Raw genomic sequence first — 19,794 nt, 5'->3', positions numbered from 1 at the left:
CGCCGGGGATGACCGAGCTGATCCTGAGAAGGTTGGGGCTGCTCGCCCTTATCCTTCTCTTCGTCTCCTTCATGACGTTCATGATCGTCAACGTGCTTCCCGGCGACGTGACCGCTGTGGTGCTCGGCGACACCGCGTCGCCCGAGCAGGCACAGATCCTGCGCGAGCGCCTCGGCCTCAATGCGCCGGTCATCCTGCGTTACCTGTACTGGCTCGCGGCGATGCTGCACGGCGATTTCGGTGTTTCCCTGGTCTATAACCAGCCGATCAGCACGATGCTGGCCGGGCGCCTGTTCAACTCCATGGTCCTTGCGCTCCTGGCACTCGCGGTCGCGATCCCGGTGGCGATCGGGCTTGGCGTGATCGCAGCCATGTATCGCGGCGCCGCGGTCGACCGGCTGATCTCTGCGATGACGGCGTTCACCTTCGCGCTGCCGGAGTTCGTCAAGGGGCTCGCGCTCGTCCTGATCTTCGGCATCTGGCTGCAGTGGCTGCCCGGCTCGAGCCTGCTGGCGCCCGGCGAGAACCCACTGTTCACGCCGAGCGTGCTCATCTTGCCGGTCGCTGTCGTCGCCATCAGCATGCTGCCTTATTTTGTGCAGATCACGCGCGCCGGCATGATCGAGGCCTTTGCCAGCGACTATGTCCGCACGGCGATCCTGAAGGGCATGCCGAGCCACGTGGTTGCTCTGCGGCACGCGCTGCGCAACGGCATCCTGCCCGCCGTCGCGGTCATCGGGATGACGCTCGGCAACGCGCTTGGCGGCCTCGTCATCGTCGAGACCGTGTTTTCCTATTCCGGCATCGGGCAATTGATGGTGAGCGCCATCAACAGCCGCGACATCCCGATTATCCAGTCCACCGTGATGATCATTGCGGCGACCTACGCCATCGGCAATCTGCTCGCCGATCTCGTCTCGATTGCCCTCAATCCCCGTCTGAGAGGTTGAGGAGACCGATGACGATACTCCCTGCCGCCGCAACGACCGCCGTCGAACCGCAGCGAGAAGTCGCCCGCGCGCGCTGGCGGCGCCTGCCGCCCTCGGACATCGCGCTGATCCTGGCACTGACGGTGATCGTCGCGATGATCCTCTTCGCCGGCTGGATCGCGCCCTATAGCCCGACCGAGTTCGACGGTGCCGCGGCGCTGACACCTCCCGGCTGGGCCCATCCGTTCGGAACGGACGAGTTCGGGCGCGACATCCTCAGCCGCGTGATCCACGGCGCGAGGCCTACGCTCCTGGTCGCTGTCTGCGGCGCCCTGCTCGGCGTTGGCCTGGGGACGGTGACCGGCATGCTCGCAGGCTATGCGGGCGGCCGCACGGACGAGTTCCTGATGCGTCTGATGGACGCGCTGATGTCGTTCCCGACGCTGATTCTGGCCACCCTGATCGTGGTGATGCTGGGCTCGAATGCGATCAACGTCATCGGCGCGATCGGCATCGTCTTCTGGCCGCGCTCGGCCCGCATCACGCGCAGCGTCGCGCTGGACGTGGCCAGGCGCTCCTTCATCGAGGCCGCCTGGGTGCGCGGCGAGCGCCATCTCTTCATCCTGTTTCGCGAGATGCTGCCGAGCGTCCTCAATGTGGTGATTGTCGATCTGAGCCTGCGCGTGACCTACGGCACCATGCTGTCGGCCTCGCTGAGCTATCTCGGCATCGGCGTTGCCCCGCCGACGCCGGCGTGGGGCCTGATGGTCAAGGAGGGGCAGCAGTTCATCCAGTTCGCGAGCTGGATCGTGATCTGGCCATGCGTGGCGATCACGTTCGTCGCGGTCACCGCGGTTCTCCTGGGCGAGCGCTTGCGGCAATTGCTGGCGCCATCGGATAGGAGGAACTGAGGTCATGCTCGCCGTTTCTCCTCCGGCCGCGCGTCTCGATCCGGTAACCGCGAAGACCCTTTCCGTTGAGGGGCTGTCGATCGACTACGGCCCGGCCAAGGCTGTGCGCGACGTCAGCTTCTCGATTGCCCCCGGCGAGGCCTATGGCCTGATCGGCGAAAGCGGGTCCGGCAAGTCCACCGTCGCCTATGGCGTCATGGGGTATCTCAATGGCGGCAGGGTCAGCGGCGGACACATTTCGCTGAACGGAGCCGATGTCCTGGCCATGAGCCGCAGCGAACTCGAGCGCGTGCGCGGCCCGGTCGTCTCGATGGTTTTCCAGGACCCGATGAACGCCCTCAATCCGTCGATCCGGGTCGGCGAACAGATCGCAGAGGGCATTCGTCAGCATGCCGGTCTCAGCCGAAAACAAGCCGCGCGCCGGGCCGTCGAGCTTATCGGGCTGGTCAACCTGCCCGACCCCGACACGATCGCTCAGCGCTACCCGCATCAACTCTCGGGCGGGCAGCAGCAGCGGATCGTGATCGCCATGGCGCTGGCGCTGGAGCCGAGCCTGCTTATCCTCGACGAGCCGACCACGGGTCTCGATGTCACGACGGAGGCGGTGATTCTCGATCTCGTCACCGAGATCAAGGCGCGCCTCAACCTCTCCATCCTCTTCATCAGCCATAATCTCGGCGTCGTCGCGCGGATGTGCGACCGGGTCGGCGTGCTCTATGCCGGGACGCTGGTCGAGGAAGGTCCGACGGCGCAAGTGCTGCTAGCCTCGCGCCATCCCTATACCCGCGGGCTTATCGAGGCGATGCCGAGCATCGTCTCACAGCGGGCGATGGTCGGCATTCCCGGAAGTCTGCCGGATTTGGCCGCCGTGCCGTCGGGCTGCATCTTCCGCGACCGCTGCCCGCTGGCCGTGGCGGAATGTGGTGAACATGACATCGCGATGGCATCCGTCGCCCCCGACCATGCCAGCCGCTGCCTGCGCTGGCGCGAAGCCGGCACCGGCATGGCTGACCCTGCTGCCGAGGCTGTGCGCCCGATGCCGATTTCGGAAGTCCCGCGCCTGCGTGTCGAGGCGGTGTCACGCACCTATTCTACCCGCGCGCTGCTGCCCTTCATGAAACCGCGCCTTCAGGTCAAGGCGCTGCGAGCGGTTTCGCTCGACATCAGGGCGGGCGAGACCGTCGCCATCGTCGGGGAAAGCGGCTCTGGAAAATCGACATTCGGGCGGCTCGTCGCCGGCCTGGACCGCCCGGCAGCCGGGCGCATTCTCTTCGAGGGTGAAGATATCGGCGAACTCGCGCGCAAGCGCAGCCCCGAACTGCAGCGCGACATCCAGTTCATCTTCCAGAACCCGCAATCGGCCCTCAACCCGCACCATACCGTGCAGGAAATCATCGCGCGCCCTCTGCGGCTGTATCTCGGTCTGTCGGGCGAGGCGCTGCGCCGCCGCACGGTGGAAATCCTCGCGGCCGTGCGCCTGGGCGAGCGCTATCTCTCCCGCGCGCCGCGCCAGCTCTCGGGCGGCGAGAAGCAACGCGTCTGCATTGCGCGCGCCTTCGCGGCGAATCCTCGTTTGGTGATCTGCGATGAACCGACCTCCGCACTCGACATTTCCGTGCAGGCGGCGATCCTCCAGGAGCTGCGCAGGTTGCAGAGCGCGTCCGAACAGCAGACCTCCTACATGTTCATCACGCACGATCTCGGCGTTGTCAGGCAGATCGCGGACCGGGTCGCGGTGATGTATCTCGGCGAGATCGTCGAGTTCGGTGCGACCAGCGACATCTTCTCGGCACCGCAGCATCCCTATACCGAGGCACTCCTGGCTGCGGTGCCAGAGATCGACACGCCGGATCGCGAGCATGTCCGGCTCGAAGGCCCAGTGCCTAAACCCACCCACCCACCATCCGGGTGCTCATTTCATACCCGGTGCCCGCGGCTGAAGGGGGCGATCTGCAGCGAGTCCGTCCCGGGCCGCCAGTCGAAGGCCGATGGGCATTGGCTGCGCTGTCACATCCCGATCGACGAACTGCGCAACCTGCAACGAAAGCCTTGAGACCTCCGTGCGCCGCGTCAGGCGTCTTTCAGGAATAATGCGATGAGCACCGGCTACAATCACCTTCTTTCGCCCATCACCGTGGGCAATCGCGAAATCCGCAACCGCTCGATCTCGACCGCTCACGGCACGGGCTATGCCGTCGACGGCAAAGTTTCGGACCAACTCATCGCCTATCATGTGGCGCGCGCGCAGGGCGGCATCGGCCTAATCATCATGGAGGCGACCGGCGTCGATTCCGCGCCTATTGGCGCCAAGGGCGGCTCTTACCTGCGCAACTCCGACGACAGCGCGATTCCGGGCTATCGGCGCATCGCCAAAGCGGTTCACGACGAAGGCGCGACGATCTACACCATGCTGTCCCACTCCGGGCGCAACACCGTGATGGGCATCGACGGTGCTCCGCCGCTTGCGCCGTCCCCCGTTCCATTCGACAGGTCGCGCGACATTCCCCGCGCCCTCGAGGTGGAGGAGATAGCCCGTATCACCCGCGCCTTCGCCGAAGCGGCGGCGCGCAGCCGCGAGGGCGGGCTGGACGGTGTCGAGCTGTCCTATTGCCACGGCAATCTCGTGCAGCAGTTCCTGTCGCCCCTGACCAATCTGCGCGACGACGAATATGGCGGCAGCGAGGAGAACCGCCTGCGCTTCGCGCGCGAAATCCTGCAGGCGGTCCGCAAGGCGGTGGGCGACGACTTCACGTTGGGTATCCGCTTCAGCGCCGACGAATTGGTGCCGGGCGGGTATACGATCGAGGATGGTGTGCGCTACGCCGCGATGATGGTCGAATGGGGCAAGCTCGATTTCGTCGATGCCTCGGCCGGCACCAATGGCAGCATGTGGAGCCGCGCGATCCATTATCCGACGATCGCGGAACCGGAGAAGCGCCTCGTGCCTTATGCCAAGGCGATCAAGGCGGCGGTCGCGGTGCCGGTCTTCTGCGTCGGCAAAATCACTGATCCGGCGGAGGCAGAGGCGATTCTGGCGGCCGGTGAGGCCGATATGGTCGGCATGACGCGCGCCCATATCGCCGAGCCTGCGATCATCCGCAAGGTCATGGAGGATCGGCTCGACGACATTCGGCCCTGTATCCACGCCAACGAGGTCTGCTTCGGCCGCAAGCAGCGCGGCGGAAATGTCAGCTGCGTCTTCAATCCCCGCACCGGACGCGAGGAGGCTTGGGACCGCATCGAGCCAGTCGAGGATTACAAGACCGTACTCGTGATCGGCGGCGGCCCGGCCGGGCTCGAGGCGGCGCGCGTCGCGGCGAAGCGCGGGCACGACGTGGTGCTTCACGAGAAGTCGGAACAACTCGGCGGGCAGGTCCGGCTCCTGTCGCGCACGCCGCATCGGCGCGACTACCAGATCATCACGGACTGGCTGGAACGCCAGGCGCGTCATGCCGGCGTGCTCATCCGACGGGGCAGTGAGATGACCGCGGAGAGCATTCTCGCGGCCAAGCCGGACGCCGTCATCATCGCCACCGGGGCGGCTGATACCCGCCCGGCCATTCCCGGCGCCGGGCTGCCACATGTCTTTACGGCGCGCGAGGTGCTCGCGATGCCGAATACGCTCGGCAAGCGCGTCGTCATCGGCGACTGGGACGGGCGCAACATGGCGATGTCGGTCGCGGAGCTGCTTGCCACGCGAGGCCACGACGTCGAGATCGTCACCTCGTCGTTCAGGGTAGGCGAGGATGCGGAGCTGATGACCTGGCACCCGGCCTATGAGCGCCTCATGAATCTCGGCGTGAGGATGACCGCGATGGAAGAGCTCGTCGCGATATCCGATGGCACAGCCCATTCGCGGCTGTTGAACGGGCAGACCCGTCAAATCGCTTGCGATAGCGTCCTATTATGCTCCCGTGGCACCGCTGATGACGGGCTCTACAAGATGTTGAAGGGGAAAGTTGGGAGGCTGTGGCGTGTCGGTGACGCCTTCACGCCACGCCAGCTGGAGCAGGCGATCTACGAGGGATCGAAGGCGGCCAGAGAGATTTAGCTTTTTGTGCAGTCCCTCCTACGATTTGGGATGACGGGATAGACGGAAAGAGTTTTGGAGAGTTCAGAACGAAATTAGATCACTAAGCGGCCTATAGTGGCATTGGACTGTCTGGAAGCAGACGTTCCGGATGTCTGCAATCGGCCACGACCGGAAGCGCCGAGGCGAGACAGCCTCAGCTTACGACATGCCTAAATCACATCGCTATCTCAATGACATAAGTGTTCGCAGTTTTATCCTGAATGGCGCGACATTAGCCGAAATCCTTGATTTTCCAGCGAAAATTGAAAATGTCGGGTGCGTGCGTACGCAGGGATGTACGCACGACATGTCGACCCGTTTGACGCTTAGATCGTCGGGCTGGACCGGACATTGGAGCTTCGCCGGGAAGCCGACTTTACCGGATCGGGTTAGATGAGCGTTTCCGGCGCAAGGCTGACTGCAACCCTGTTTCGCCCGGTCGCCCCTGAAATGTCGGAAGTCGACCTTGGCTTCGAGCTCTTGGCGACCGCTGGGCGTGATCTGCTTCAATAGCTTCGAGCCGATAGAGGCTTCCTATTTCCCTCACGTGCTCACATGCTGTCACGGAACGGCATGCCGGCCTGCGCTCCGACAGCTAGACAAGATTGCGCAGCCGCGCGGCATCCGAAGTCGAGAGCATCGAGGACAGAGAAACCTTCGTCCAGAGCGACCGCAACGGCGCCGACGAAAGTGTCGCCCGCTCCGGTCGTGTCGACCGGTTTGAGGAGCGGAGCCGCTACGTCGATCGCTTCTCCGCCCTGGAAATAGGCAGAGGCTCCTTTCGCTCCGGCAGTGACGATGCAGGTCGTCGACGGATCACGAACGAGATTGCTCGGGTTGGCAGCGGGTTCTCCAAGGGCTGCAGCGATGTCGGCAGCTTCGTGCTCGTTGACGATCAAGACATCGCTGGTCGCTAGCAATGTTGCAGCATCGGCCGCTTCGAAGCCGGCAGGCACAGGTGCGCAATTCCAGATGACCTTGCCACCAGCTCGCCGCGTACGTCGCGCAAGCGTCAACGACTGCTCAAAAGGCACCTCCATTTGCAACAAGAGCGTCGTCGCATCGCTCAGCAAGGCTTCCGGCACATCATCCGCTCGGGCCAGGAGATTGGCGCCGCTTGCGACCGTGATCGCATTCTCCGCCTGCGCGTCGACCGTGATGAAGGCGCAACCGGTTGGAGATTTGACTGTTCGCAAGAACTCGGTCGCGATACCGTTGATGGTGAGATTATCGGCCGCCTCTCGTCCGAAGGCGTCATCGCCGACGCAGGCCGCCATCACGACCTGGCCGGGCCGCGCGAGGCGCGCCGCGGCTACGGCCTGGTTGGCGCCCTTGCCACCAAAATGCCGTTCATAGGACGGCGCGAGCACCGTCTTGCCCGGCCCCGGAATGGTCGCGACCCGCGCGACCAGATCTACATTGATCGAGCCGAAGACCAGGATCATCGCGTTGCTCAGCCTCAGCCTTCCGCGTCCATCTGGTGAAGCTTTTCGACCCGTCGGCGGAAATCCTCGTCGGTCGAGAATTCGGCGGCGAGATAGGAGGAGATCAGATCGCTGGCGAGCCAGGGGCCGACGATCTTGGCGCCGATGCACATGACGTTGACGTCGTCATGCTCGACACTCTGATGGGCCGAGTGAATGTCGTGGCAGACGGCGGCGCGAATGCCCTTCATCTTGTTGGCGGCGATCGAGGCACCGACGCCGGTGCCGCAGACCATGATGCCGCGTTCGGCTTCGCCGGACGTGACCTTGCGGGCGACCTCGCGGGCGATGTCGGGGAAGTCGACCGGCTTGTCGTCATGGGAGCCGACATCGATGACCTCGTGGCCCAGCGATTTGATGTGGTCGATGACGTGCTGCTTGAGGGACCAGCCGGCGTGGTCGGAGCCGATGACGAGGCGCATGGGATGTCCTGTTGGTTGGAGCGAGGCGCCGGCGCCCTTCGCGGGCGCCGGCGGAAAATGGTTCAGCCGCGCATGTCTGCGGGCAGTTCGGTACCGTGGAATTTCTTGTAGATCGCGTTGAGCTTGCCGTTCTTGAGGTTCTGCTGGACCCAGGCGTCCAGCTTCTCCAGCAGCTTTGGCTCGCCCTTCTTGACGCCGATGGCGAGGTCGAAATTGGTGATCGAGACCTTGGGCTCGAAGGGGCGCGCCGGTGCCTTGACGCCGATCTGCGAGACGATCGTCGCCGATGTCGCGACGCAGTCGGCTTGGCCGGAGACGGCGGCCGTCACCATGGTCGCATCGTCCTCGTAGCGCGAGAGCGTGAGGTTGCGCTCCTTCATGTTGGTCAGCGTGGTGTCCTGGGTCGTGCCGCGCGAGACGGCGATCGTCTTGCCCTTCAGATCGTCCCAGCTTTTCACGTCGAGCGACTTCAGGCAGCCCACCACCGACTGCAGCGCGGCATATGGCTTGGAGAAGTCGATGACCTTGGCGCGCTCGGGCGTGACCGAAAGCGTCGAGATGATGATGTCGGCCTTGTTGGTCTGGACGTTGGGGATGCGGGTTGCGCCCGTCGTCTGGACGAATTCGAGCTGCAGGCCCCAATCCTTTGCGAGGAGTTCGGCGGTCTCGACATCCGAGCCCGTCGGCTTCATCGCGCCGTCGATCATGCCCGAGGGCGGGATCGCGAGATCGGTCGCGATGCGGATCTTGCCGGCCTTGGTGATGTCGTCGAGCAGGTCGGCGCGGGCGGCCTGGCCTGCGCAGACGAGGGCCGTCGTGCTGAGCACGGCTATGGCGAGAAAATGTTTCATCCTTGGTGTCCTTCCCGTTGTTGGTTGTTAGAGCCCGGTTCCGACGAACTGGGCGAGTTCCGGCGTTGCCGGTCCGGAAAGAATCGAGGCACTTCCGGCCTCGTGGACCCTTCCGGCGTGCATGAACACCACCTGGTCGGCGATGCCCCGTGCAAACCCCATCTCATGGGTGACCATCACCATGGTCATGCCATCGGCAGCGAGCCGCTCGATGACCTTGAGCACCTCGCCGGTCAGCTCCGGATCGAGCGCGGAGGTGACCTCGTCGAACAGCATCACCTTGGGCTGCATGGCGAGCGAGCGCGCGATCGCGGCGCGCTGCTGCTGGCCACCTGAAAGCTGTTCAGGATAGGCGTCGAGTTTCTCAGACAGGCCGACCCGAGCCAGCATTGCCTTGGCGAGCTCGCGGGCCTGGGCCTTCTTCATGCCCTTCACCGAGACCGGCGCCAGCGTGATGTTCTGCTCGATCGTCAGATGCGGAAACAGGTTGTAGCTCTGGAAGACGATGCCGACGTCCTGCCGCAGGGCGCGCAGGTCGATGTCGGCGGCGTCGACGCGGTGTTCGCAGACGCGGATCGCGCCTGAATCGATCTTCTCGAAGCGGTCGATGCAGCGCAGCGCCGTGCTCTTGCCGGAGCCCGAGCGGCCGATCAGTACCAGCACGTCGCCGCGCTCGACCGTGAAGCTGACGCCGTCCAGGACCTTGAGGGCACCGAAGCTCTTATGGACCTTGTCGAGGACGACGATGGGGCGGTCGACGATGACGCGTTCGGCGATGGGAGGTAGCTCCTGGCTCATGGCTTTCAATCCTCGTCAGGCCGGCATCAGCTTCGCGCGGCCGACGCCCATGCGGCGTTCGAGGCGCCGGCTGAGGAGCGAGATCGGGAAGCAGAGCGCGAAGTAGATCAGGGCGATGATCGCGTAGATCAGGAAGGGCTCGAACAGCGAGTTGTTGATGATCTGGCCGGAGCGGGCGAGCTCGACGAAGCCGACCACCGAGGCCAGCGAGGTATTCTTGATGATCTGCACCATGAAGCCGACGGTCGGCGGTGTGGCGATGCGCATGGCCTGGGGCAGGATGACCTTGAGCATGCGCTGGGTGCGGCTCAGGCCCAGCCCCTCGGCAGCCTCCCATTGCGGGCGCGGCACGGCCTGGATGCAGCCGCGCCAGATCTCGCCGAAATAGGCGCCGACATAGATCGTCAGCGATGCCCCCGCCGCCCAGAGGGGCGTGATGCGCAGGCCGAGCGCCGAAAGCCCGAAATAGCCGAGGAACATGATCACCAGCAGCGGCGTGCCCTGAACCAGCTGCACATAGGCGCCGCTGAGCAGCCGCACCGACTTGCGCGGTGAGACGCGTGCGAGCGCGATCAGGAAGCCGACGAGGCCGCCGCCGATCAGCGCGATCGCAGACAGCCCGATGGTCCAGAGCGCGCCCTGGCCGAGGAAGAGGAGATGGTTCGCGTTGAGGGAGCCGCCCATGATCGCGCGTCCTAAAGCGGCGTGCCGAGGCGCCGGCGGCGCGGGAAAAGGACGAGCCCGAGCCCCCAGAAGGCGGCACGCAGAACGAGCGAAAGCGCGATGTAGCCGAGCGCAACGAGGATATAGGTCTCGAAGGCGCGGTAGGTGTCGGACTGGACGTAGTTGGCGACCGCCGTCAGCTCCTCGGCGGAGATCTGGGAGGTGACGGAGGAGGCCAGCATCAGCAGCACGAACTGGCTGGTCAGCGACGGATAGACCTTCTCGATCGCCGGCAGCAGGATAACGTGCCAGTAGATCTGGACGCGCGAGAGCGCGAGACCTTCCGCCGCCTCGATCTGGCCGGGCGGAATCGACTCGAAGCCGGCCCGCATGATCTCGGCCGTATAGGCGCCGACATTGATGGCCAGCGCCACTGCCGCGACCGAGAAGGCGGAGAACTTGAAGCCGATGCTGGCGAGGCCGAAATAGACCAGGAAGATCTGGACGAGCAGCGGCGTGTTGCGGATGGTCTCGACGTAACCGGAGCAAAGTCCGGCGATGAAGCGGTTGCTGCTGCCCCGGCCGATGGCGCAGAACGTACCGATCGCGCCGCCGATCACGATCGCCAGGAAGGCGAGCTGCAACGTCATCACTGCGCCGTCGACGAAGAGCGGCCAGCGCTCCAGAACGACGGAGAAGTCGAGGTCGAGGCCCATCGCCGCCGTCAGGCCCGGTTCGTCATGCGATCATAGACGCGGAAGAGCGCCTGATTGCCGTTGCCGCCCTCGCCATGGGCGCGCGCCTCGATGTACTGGCTGGTGACAAGCGCGGTTCCCGGCAGCGGCACGGAGAGCGCCTGCGCCTGTTCCTGCACGAGGCGCAGGTCCTTCAGCATCAGATCGATACGGAAGCCGGCTGACGCATCCCCGGCGATCATGGCGGGCCCGAGCTTGTCGAGCATCCAGGACGCCGCCGATCCTCCCATCAGCACCGAACGCATCTGATCGAGATCGACACCGGAAGCCCGCGCCAGCGCGATGGCCTCGCAAACCCCCTGAAGATTGATCCCGCAGATCAGCTGGTTGCAGAGCTTCACCGCCTGGCCGGCGCCGGACGCACCGACGTGAGTGATGGTCGTGCCCATGCCGCGAAAGAAGGGCTCGGCCCTGGCAAAGGCGTCAGCCTCGCCGCCTGCCATGATCGTCAGCGACGCGTTCTTGGCGCCGATCGGACCGCCGGATACCGGCGCATCGATGAAATCGGTGCCCGCCGCCTTGAGATCGGCTTGCATCCTGCGGACGGCAACCGGCGAGATCGTGCTCATGTCGACGATGAGGCGTCCGCGCGGCGGCGAAGCCAGGAGGCCGCCCTCACCATAGATGACGTCCTCGACCTGGGGCGTATCGGGCAGCATGGTGATCGCGATATCGGCATTCGCCGCGGCATCCGCCGGGCTCTTCGCCGGCTTTGCGCCCTCCGCCGCCAGTGCGACCACCGCGTCCTCGACGATGTCGAAGACGGTGACGTCGTGTCCCGCCTTCAGGAGATTGCGCACCATCTCGCGCCCCATCGTGCCCAGCCCGATGAAACCAACGCTGCCCGTCTGGTTCTGTCCCATGTCCTGTTTTCTCGGCCTTGCCTGTGGAATCCGAAGCTTCAGTGTCCCTGCGCGCTGCGCGCCTCGGGCCTGTCGCCCTCGCCGGTGACGGCCCGGCGCCGATACTCGTCGCCGATCGCGAAATGGCGCCTCAGCGTCACCTCGGCGCGATCGGGGTCGCGCGCGACGATGGTGTCGAAGACGCGCTTGTGGTCGTCGATCAGGTAGCTCTTCATCGAGCTGAAGCGTTGGACGAGCTCGCGGCGACTGCGATGCGAGCGTGCCAGCAGCGTCGACATCGATTCATGCAGCACCGCGAGCGTCGGCGAGCGGGACGCCAGCACGATGGCCCGGTGAAATTCGAAATCGGCCGCGCCGCCGGCATCCGCATCGTCGATCGTCTCGCCGATGCGGACCAGCGCGCGCTGCAGCCGCTCGAAATCGGCGATGGTCGCGCGCTCGCAGGCCAGACGCACGGCCTGGCACTCGATCGCGATGCGCGCCTCCATCACGTCGTCGATGAGGTCGGCCTGCTGGGCGAGGGCGAGCGTGAAGAAGTCCTTCAGCATCGAGGCGTCGGGCCGCTTTACGATGGTGCCGACGCGCTCGCGGATCTCGACGATGCCAAGCATATGGAGCGCACGCAGCGCCTCGCGCACGATCGGTCGGCTCACGCCGAGCTGTGCGGCCAGTTCGCGTTCGGCCATGAGCCGCTCGCCCTGCCTGAGGGTGCCGTCGAGCAGCCGCTCTCGCAGATATGCGAAGACGCGCTCGAACCCCGACGCGCTGTCGGCATCTTGAGCATCCATCCCTGAAACCATTCTTCTTTTATTCTGGTAAGACCAGTACGATGACCAGCAGGCAGGAGTCAATCCGCCTCGCTTTTGGCTGAGATGCCGTGGACAACGAGATGTCGACCGAGGCTGGCGAACCGGCATCACGCCAAAGCGTTTCAGGCGTTCCACGCTTACGCCGAAGCCCGCCTATCGATTCCCCCTCTCTTCGTTTTCATACACTTGGGATTGCTCATCGCGGCGACGTTCGGGCGGAGGGTCAGCCGGATCATGTCACGGCGGCCGGAGGTCATGCGGCAATGGGCGCCATAACCAGATCCAGGTTGCGGCTGCGACCACGATGGCGACCGGGAAAGCCCGGTGGAGCGGCATAGGCCAACGGCTCCGACGAACCCAATCCAGATCGGGCGGACACTGGAACTTCGAACGGTTTCAGTTCGTTCAGTGATCATCCCCGAGGGGAGTTATGCCACTTCTCGTCCCCGAACCGTTCCACGTGAGCCTCCCGCTGCTCGAAACCCACGCTCGCGTTCAAAGCAAGGCAATGACCCATGGCCCGCTCTCCACGCGACCTCAATTCCAAAAGCAAAACGGCGATCGCAGCCGGCGGCGAGCTGCACCAGACCAACTCTGCGCCAGAGGCCCGGATTACAACCAATCACGGTGTTCCGGTCAGCGACAACCAGAATTCATTGAAGGCAGGCGGCCGCGGTCCAACGCTGCTCGAAGACTTCGTCCTGCGCGAGAAGATCCAGCATTTCGACCACGAGCGCATCCCTGAGCGCATCGTTCACGCCCGCGGTTCGGCGGCTCATGGCTTCTTTGAGTTGACGGAGTCGCTCGGCGATTTCACCCGCGCAAAGGTGCTGACCGAGGTCGGCGTCAAGACCGAGGTATTCACGCGCTTCTCGACTGTGGCCGGTGGAGCAGGCTCGGTCGACACGCCCCGCGACGTGCGCGGTTTCGCAGTGAAGTTCTACACGAAGGAAGGGAACTGGGACCTCGTCGGCAACAACATCCCGGTCTTCTTCATCCAGGACGCGATCAAATTTCCCGACCTGATCCATGCCGTGAAGATGGAGGCCGATCGCGGCTATCCGCAGGCCGCCAGCGCGCACGACACCTTCTGGGACTTTATCGGGCTGATGCCGGAATCGACCCATATGATGATGTGGGCGATGTCGGACCGGACCATCCCACGCTCGCTTCGGATGATCGAGGGCTTCGGCGTCAACACCTTTCGCCTGCTCAATGACAAGGACGAGCCGACCTTCGTCAAGTTCCATTGGCGCCCCAAGCTCGGCACGCAGTCGACCTGCTGGGACGAGGCGGTGAAGATCGCTGGCGCCGATCCCGACTACCATCGCCGCGATCTGCATGAAGCCATCGCCAAGGGCGACTTCCCGGAATGGGAATTCGGTGTGCAGTTGCTCAGCCAGGATGAGGCTGATGCGCTGCCCTTCGACATCCTCGACGCGACCAAGGTGGTCCCCGAGGAACTGGTGCCGATCCGCATGATCGGCCGCATGGTGCTGAACCGCAACCCGGATAACTTCTTCGCCGAGACCGAGCAAGCCGCCTTCCTGCCAACCAATATGCCGCCTGGCATCGATGTCTCGGAGGACCCGCTCCTGCAAGGCCGGCTGTTCTCCTACCAGGACACGCAGCTCTCGCGGCTCGGGACGGTGAACTTCCATCAGATTCCCATCAACCGGGCCAAGGGCTGCCCTTTCCAGAACCTGCAGCGTGACGGCCATATGCAGACGCAGGTCTTCACCGGTCGGGCGAATTACGAGCCCAACAGCCTTGCCGAGGCCGGCGAGGACGGCGGCCCGCGTGAGGACCCCGTCGGCGGTTTCCGGACCGCTGCGATCCCGGTCGATGAGCAGAAGGTTCGCCTGCGTGCCGAGAGCTTTGCGGATCACTATAGTCACGCCCGCCTGTTCTTCCGCTCTCAGAGCGAGATCGAGCAAGCCCATCTGGCGAGTGCGCTCGTCTTTGAGCTGTCGAAGGTCACGCTGGAGCATGTCCGCAACCGCGTGATGTCGAACCTCGTCAATGTCGACGAAACGTTGGCGCGCCGAGTGGCGGACGGGCTTGCAATGCCCCTGCCGACAGCTTCCAAGTCGGCAGTAGAACCGGTCGACATGGAGCCGTCACCGGCGCTCCGGATCGTCGGCAAGTACCCCGAGACTCTGAAGGGCCGGACCGTCGGCATCCTGGTCTCGGATGGGGCGGACGGTGCCATGATCGCCGCCATCAAGACCGCCGTCGAGAGCGATGGCGGAGCCGTCAAGATCGTCGCACCGAAGATCGGCGGGGTGAAGCTCAAGGACGGCAAGACGCTCAAGGCCGATGGCCAGCTCGCAGGCACGCCGTCCGTGCTCTTCGACGCTGTCGCCATCATCGTCTCCGAGGCCGGCTGCGCCGGATTGGTGCAAGAGGGCGCAGCGATCGACTTCGCCAGGGACGCATTCGGGCATCTCAAAGCGATCGGCTATAGTGCCGAAGCCAAGCCGCTGCTCGACAAGGCCGGAGTCGCGCCAGATGACGGCGTCGTAGCGCTCGGTAAGACTGCCGAGGCGTTCTTGGTCCCGGCGCGCACGCGGCAATGGGGGCGGGAGCCGAAAGTGCGCATGCTGGCTTAATCTCGTTCGTCGTCTTCGGTAGGCGGCGCGCATTGTCGCGGTATGTGTGGGCTTCAGCATCTACCACGCTGACAATCACCGCGAGCGTCAAGCCCGACAGGGCGATCTCCGAGACAGCGCAAGCGCTGCTCGCGCCCGATCGCTCTTTGCAGCAGTCGCCGCGGCGATTGACCCCGGTCGTTCCGGGTTCTGCCGCTCCTCTGGAATAACCAACGGGTCAATCATTTTCATCAAACGGGGCGACGGCAGCGCGAATGCAGTCGGCGAGCCTCTCGGCAGCAAGGGAGGGCGCACGGGCGCTGGGCGTTAGCATCCACACATCCATATGCGTCTCCGGCAGCAGGCGGCGGCGCGCGAGCTTGTCATTGGCGTAGTCCAGCCCGACGAAGGGCGGGACGATCGACACGCCGACCCCGTTCGCCACGAAGCTGCAGGCGGTCTCCGAAAGCGGGACTTCGATGCGGTGGCGCTTCTGCACGCCGTTGATCTGGAATGCGCGATCGATCGTCATCAAAGAGCAGTCGTCTCGGGCGAGCGAGATGAAAGGCTCGTTGCGCAGGTCCTCGATCCTGATCTCGTCCCGGCCCGCCAGCGGATGGCTCGCCGGAAGGATGCAGACCATCCTGAACCGCATGATCTTCTCGGCCCGGACATGGGGATGGTCGAAGGGCAGCACGCTGAGGCCGATATCGAGCTGCTGCGCGGCTACGAGCTCGGCGATCCGCGGGGACGAGCGGCTCTGCAGCGTGAAATGCAGGTCGGGCTGCTCGGCCAGGAAGGGCGCGAGGGCATGCGCGAGATAGCGCGTCGATAGCGCCGGCGGCGCCGTGACGCTGACCTCGCCCCATTCCCGGTCGCGCACCGCCCGGGCGAGCCGCGCAATACGCTCCGTGCCCGAAAACATGCGATCGACCTCGACTGCGAGCAGCCGTGCATCATGGGTTGGCGTCAGGCCGCCATCCGTCCGCACGAAGAGCTGAAAGCCGCAGGTATCCGCCAAGGCGCGTAGCAGCTTGCTGACAGCGGGCTGGGTGATGCCGAGCTTTTCCGCCGCCCGCGTCGCGGAGCCGGTCTGCAAAGTGGCGTGGAAGGCCTCGAGCTGCCGGATGTTCACGCGTCCACCGCCATATGAGATCTGGTTATATTGCTTCGATAATAATGCATTTGACAATCATATGGCGAGCCCGTCCTCTGAGCCATCCTTCCCGGTCGCCAGGGCGGGGCCGATCACGATAGCAGGCGCGTCCCCTCCCGGCAGCAGTCATCAGGAACGAGCATTATGAAGAAGGCGGCCGTCTACTCGCTTCTCTCCTTGCTGGCATGCACGCCAGTGCAGGCCGCCGTGCTGTCGGTCTGTCTGGAGGGCGCGCCGGAAATCTTCAATCCGCAGCTCACCAGCAGCGGCACCACGGCGACCGTGCTCGGCCAGATCTATGACGGGCTCGTCTCCGTGAAGAAAGGCGGCTCGGAGATCGAGCCCGCACTCGCGGAATCCTGGACCGTGTCCGGCGATCAGCGCACCTATACCTTCAAGCTGCGCAAGGGCGTAAAATGGCAATCCAACAAGAGCTTCACGCCGAGCCGCGACTTCGACGCGGATGACGTGCTCTTCACGTTCGACCGTATGATGAAGCCGGACCACCCCTATGCGAAGGTCAATGGTGGCAATTTCATAACCTTCAGCACGAAGCTCGCCGACGCACTCGAATCCGTCACCAAGGTCGATGCCCAGACGGTCGCCTTCCGGCTCAAGCAGCCGCTCGCACCCTTCGTCGGCATCATGGCGCACCAGTCGCTCGCCATCACCTCCGCCGAGTATGCCGAGGCGCTGGCTAAGGCAGGTGCGAAGGACCAGTTCGACCGGGATCCGGTCGGCACGGGGCCCTTCGCATTGCAAGCGTACCAGACCAACGCGGCCGTGCGATTGAAGCCCTTCGCCGAGAGCTGGGGCGCGCTGGCCGGTATTGCCGAACGCACGGCCAAGGTCGACGCGGCGGTGCTCGTCATCAGCACGGATGCTTCCGTGCGCCTGCAGCGCGCGCTGGCCGGCGAATGCCTGATCTCGCTCTACCCGAACCTCGCCGACCGGGAGATCATCGCCAAGAACCCGAACCTCGAGGTCGTGCAGACCCCGGTCCCCTCCGTCGGGTTCATCACCTTCAATTTCAAGGACGAGACGTTCAAGGACCAGCGGGTGCGCGAAGCGCTGGCTCATGCCATCGACATGAAGCCGCTGGTCGACGTCATCTATAACGGCATGGGCGTGGTCACGGGCTCCATCGTCCCGCCGGCGCTCTGGGGGCATGATGCCTCCGTCGGCGCTCACCCCTACGATCCGGCGAAGGCGAAAGCCCTGCTCGCGGCGGCAGGCTTCCCGAACGGGCTCTCGACCCAGCTCTGGGCGGTGCCGGTCTCCAGACCCTACATGCCGAACGGGCGGCGCGCGGCCGAGATGATCCAGGCGAATTGGGCCGCCATCGGGGTCAAGGCCGAGATCGTGACCTATGAATGGGGCGAGTACATCAAGCGTTCTCGTGCCGGCGAGGCCAAGATCGGCATGTTCGGCGGCATCTATGATTTCCCCGATCCCAGCCAGATCCCGAACAACTATTTCACCTGCGATTCCAGTGGAAAGCCGAGTCCCTCGAACATTGGCGCCTGGTGCAATGCCGAGTTCATCGGGTTGATGAACTCGGCCGGCACGATCAGCGATCAGGCCGAGCGCACGGCGCTCTACAAGAAGGCTCAGGCCGTATTCCATCGCGAGGTCCCCGCGGTCATCCTCGGCGGCGCCGACGACATCACCGCGGTCAACAAGCGGGTGAAGAACTTCATCCCCGCCATCTTCGGCGCAAGCCGGCTCTCCGGCGTCACCGTCGAGTGAGCGCGGCCTGAGCACCCGCGAACAGCCAAAGGAAACATCATGCGCGTCCTCGTCGTCGGCGCCGGCATCCTCGGAGCCAGCGCAGCCTATCATCTGGCGTCGCTCGGCGTTCAGGTCGACATCGTCGACGAGGCGCATCAGGGCAAGGCGACGATGGCGGGCGCCGGCATCATCTGCCCCTGGGCGACGAAGATCGACGAGCCGGAATGGTATCGGATGTATGCCTCCGGCGCACGTTACTACGAGACGCTGATCGGCGGGCTGACGGCGCGCGGCGAACGCGATCTCGGCTACGGCAAGGTCGGTGCGCTGGTGGTAGCGGAAGACCCGGCCGAGCTCGCAGCCGCGCGCGCCCGGATCGCAAGGCGGGTCGCGCAGGCCCCAGAGGCCGGAGCCGTCCGCGACCTCACCCCTGCCGAGGCGCAGGCCCTGTTCCCGCCGCTGCGGGACGACCTGGAAGCAGTCTACATCCCCGGCGGCGCCCGGGTCGATGCCCGGCTGCTCGCTGCCGCTATGATCCGCGCCGCGGTCACGATGGGCGCGAGCTACCGGCATGACCGCGTGACGCTCGCGCTCGACGGCGGCAAGGCGCGCGCCATCGACAGCGCGGGCAAGACCCTCGTCGCGGACGAGATCATCCTGGCCGGTGGCGCTTGGGCGCCCGAAATCCTGCGCCCGCTCGGCATCGACCATCCGGTGGCGCCGCAGAAGGGTCAGATCGTGCATCTGCGCCTGCCTGGCATCGCCACGGCGGCCTGGCCCGTGCTCCTGCCGATGAGCAGCCATTACATGCTGACCTTCGACGATTCCCGCGTCGTCATCGGCGCAACCCGCGAGGATGGCAGCGGCTTCGACTACCGCGTCACGGCGGCCGGCCAACACGAGGTGCTGTCGGCCGGGCTCGCGATCGCGCCGGGCCTCGCGCATGCGACCCATATCGAGACGCGGATCGGATTCCGCCCCTTCACGCCGCAGCACCGGCCGATCCTCGGGCGCATCCCCGGCATCGATGGCCTGACGGTCGGCAACGGGCTAGGCGCCGCCGGCCTGACGATCGGCCCCTTCGCCGGCAAGCTCCTCGCGGACCTCGTCGCGGAGCGGCCGCTGGAGATCGCCCTCGCCCCCTACGCTCCAGGGGCGGGCGCCGCCTGAAGCGGCCGCCATCGGACCAAGTTCACACAGCGAAAGAAGAGCCAATGATCAAGCGTCATCGCAAGCACCGCATCATGCACGGCGTCGTGGAGCATAACGGCGTGCTCTATGTCGGCGGCCATGCCGCCAACGACCTCTCGGTCGGCATGAAGGAGCAGACCCGCCAGATCTGCGACAAGCTCGACCAGGTGCTCGCCGAGTGCGGATCGGACAAATCGCAGCTTCTCTCCGCGCGCATCTACATCACCGACATGGCCCGCAAGCCCGAAATGGACGAAGCCTGGCTGGAATGGATCGATGGCGACGACCTGCCGTCGCGGGCGACGATCGGGGTCGCCGATCTCGGCACGCCGGAGCGCCTGATCGAAGTCGTCGTCGTGGCGGCGAAGGCTTAGAGAATCGGCTGAGAAGCAGCTCCCCCTCCCGAAAAGATCCAGAGCGCGACAGTGCACTGGATCGTCATCTTCTGGCTATGACGAACGAGTCCTGACCCTAGGAGCCTGTCCAACTCTGAGAGGGCGTCGATACTGACGAAGCTCCGTCCCGGTTGGGCAGGTCCAGAGATCGCGAGCGTGGTCATAGGCGAAGT

At 64.9% G+C, this 19,794-nt stretch carries 17 protein-coding genes; 8 read left to right on the top strand and 9 right to left on the bottom strand.

Annotated features, from left to right (window positions below):
- Nucleotides 1–8: 8 nt before the first annotated feature.
- From ACFJGT_RS20310 to ACFJGT_RS20295, 4 genes are read left to right on the top strand one after another with little or no spacing between them, the layout of a single operon-like run.
- Complete coding sequence (locus ACFJGT_RS20310) at nt 9–950, top strand: ABC transporter permease (protein ID WP_377841656.1); 942 nt, start codon at nt 9–11, stop codon at nt 948–950.
- Between the two features lie 8 nt (nt 951–958).
- Entirely contained in the window at nt 959–1,840 is an 882-nt protein-coding gene (locus ACFJGT_RS20305) for an ABC transporter permease (protein WP_377841653.1), read from the top strand.
- Nucleotides 1,841–1,844: 4 nt separating this feature from the next.
- Nucleotides 1,845–3,893 carry a dipeptide ABC transporter ATP-binding protein gene (locus tag ACFJGT_RS20300; RefSeq protein ID WP_377841650.1) on the top strand — a complete coding sequence of 683 codons (2,049 nt, stop codon included), beginning with the start codon at nt 1,845–1,847 and terminating at the stop codon, nt 3,891–3,893.
- A 42-nt stretch (nt 3,894–3,935) separates the two neighbouring features.
- Nucleotides 3,936–5,891, top strand: a complete 1,956-nt coding sequence (locus ACFJGT_RS20295; protein WP_377841648.1) for an FAD-dependent oxidoreductase — start codon at nt 3,936–3,938, stop codon at nt 5,889–5,891.
- Nucleotides 5,892–6,463: 572 nt separating this feature from the next.
- Here ACFJGT_RS20295 and ACFJGT_RS20290 read toward each other — a convergent pair.
- The 8 genes from ACFJGT_RS20290 to ACFJGT_RS20255 all read right to left on the bottom strand — a co-directional run bounded on the left by ACFJGT_RS20290 (nt 6,464) and on the right by ACFJGT_RS20255 (nt 12,536).
- Nucleotides 6,464–7,357 (bottom strand): ribokinase, encoded by an 894-nt coding sequence (locus tag ACFJGT_RS20290; RefSeq protein WP_377841645.1) that lies wholly within the window; start codon nt 7,355–7,357, stop codon nt 6,464–6,466.
- A gap of 14 nt (nt 7,358–7,371) precedes the next feature.
- Nucleotides 7,372–7,818, bottom strand: a complete 447-nt coding sequence (rpiB, locus tag ACFJGT_RS20285; RefSeq protein ID WP_377841643.1) for a ribose 5-phosphate isomerase B — start codon at nt 7,816–7,818, stop codon at nt 7,372–7,374.
- 62 nt (nt 7,819–7,880) lie between these two features.
- Nucleotides 7,881–8,669 carry a transporter substrate-binding domain-containing protein gene (locus tag ACFJGT_RS20280; protein WP_377841640.1) on the bottom strand — a complete coding sequence of 263 codons (789 nt, stop codon included), beginning with the start codon at nt 8,667–8,669 and terminating at the stop codon, nt 7,881–7,883.
- Nucleotides 8,670–8,696: 27 nt separating this feature from the next.
- A complete protein-coding gene (locus ACFJGT_RS20275) occupies nt 8,697–9,467 on the bottom strand; it encodes an amino acid ABC transporter ATP-binding protein (protein ID WP_377841637.1) in 771 nt (256 codons plus the stop codon).
- A 15-nt stretch (nt 9,468–9,482) separates the two neighbouring features.
- Nucleotides 9,483–10,151 carry an amino acid ABC transporter permease gene (locus tag ACFJGT_RS20270; protein WP_377841634.1) on the bottom strand — a complete coding sequence of 223 codons (669 nt, stop codon included), beginning with the start codon at nt 10,149–10,151 and terminating at the stop codon, nt 9,483–9,485.
- Between the two features lie 11 nt (nt 10,152–10,162).
- The gene (locus ACFJGT_RS20265) at nt 10,163–10,846 is read right to left on the bottom strand and encodes an amino acid ABC transporter permease (RefSeq protein WP_377841632.1); all 684 of its coding nucleotides are present in this window, start codon (nt 10,844–10,846) and stop codon (nt 10,163–10,165) included.
- Nucleotides 10,847–10,854: 8 nt separating this feature from the next.
- Nucleotides 10,855–11,778, bottom strand: a complete 924-nt coding sequence (locus ACFJGT_RS20260) for an NAD(P)-dependent oxidoreductase (protein ID WP_377849022.1) — start codon at nt 11,776–11,778, stop codon at nt 10,855–10,857.
- A gap of 8 nt (nt 11,779–11,786) precedes the next feature.
- Complete coding sequence (locus ACFJGT_RS20255; RefSeq protein WP_377849021.1) at nt 11,787–12,536, bottom strand: FadR/GntR family transcriptional regulator; 750 nt, start codon at nt 12,534–12,536, stop codon at nt 11,787–11,789.
- A gap of 536 nt (nt 12,537–13,072) precedes the next feature.
- On the opposite strand from ACFJGT_RS20255, the gene ACFJGT_RS20250 reads away from it, so the two are divergent.
- Nucleotides 13,073–15,169: a catalase gene (locus ACFJGT_RS20250; RefSeq protein WP_377841628.1), complete on the top strand. Its 2,097-nt coding sequence runs from the start codon at nt 13,073–13,075 to the stop codon at nt 15,167–15,169.
- A 217-nt stretch (nt 15,170–15,386) separates the two neighbouring features.
- On the opposite strand, the gene ACFJGT_RS20245 is transcribed toward ACFJGT_RS20250, so the two are convergent.
- Nucleotides 15,387–16,283, bottom strand: a complete 897-nt coding sequence (locus ACFJGT_RS20245; protein WP_377841626.1) for a LysR substrate-binding domain-containing protein — start codon at nt 16,281–16,283, stop codon at nt 15,387–15,389.
- A gap of 165 nt (nt 16,284–16,448) precedes the next feature.
- Here ACFJGT_RS20245 and ACFJGT_RS20240 point away from each other — a divergent pair, with 165 nt between their 5' ends.
- Genes ACFJGT_RS20240 through ACFJGT_RS20230 form a run of 3 tightly spaced genes read left to right on the top strand, consistent with a single transcriptional unit; the run spans nt 16,449 to nt 19,600 of the window.
- Nucleotides 16,449–18,053 carry an ABC transporter substrate-binding protein gene (locus tag ACFJGT_RS20240; RefSeq protein ID WP_377841624.1) on the top strand — a complete coding sequence of 535 codons (1,605 nt, stop codon included), beginning with the start codon at nt 16,449–16,451 and terminating at the stop codon, nt 18,051–18,053.
- Between the two features lie 39 nt (nt 18,054–18,092).
- Entirely contained in the window at nt 18,093–19,205 is a 1,113-nt protein-coding gene (locus ACFJGT_RS20235; protein WP_377841622.1) for an NAD(P)/FAD-dependent oxidoreductase, read from the top strand.
- A 44-nt stretch (nt 19,206–19,249) separates the two neighbouring features.
- Nucleotides 19,250–19,600, top strand: a complete 351-nt coding sequence (locus ACFJGT_RS20230; protein ID WP_377841619.1) for a RidA family protein — start codon at nt 19,250–19,252, stop codon at nt 19,598–19,600.
- The last annotated feature ends 194 nt before the right edge of the window (nt 19,601–19,794 follow it).

This window comes from Allobosea sp. UC22_33 (assembly GCF_042700715.1).
In the GTDB taxonomy this organism is placed as follows: domain Bacteria; phylum Pseudomonadota; class Alphaproteobacteria; order Rhizobiales; family Beijerinckiaceae; genus Allobosea.
The sequence above is the reverse complement of the archived record's forward strand: the minus strand, read 5'-3'. Positions and strand labels throughout refer to the sequence as shown.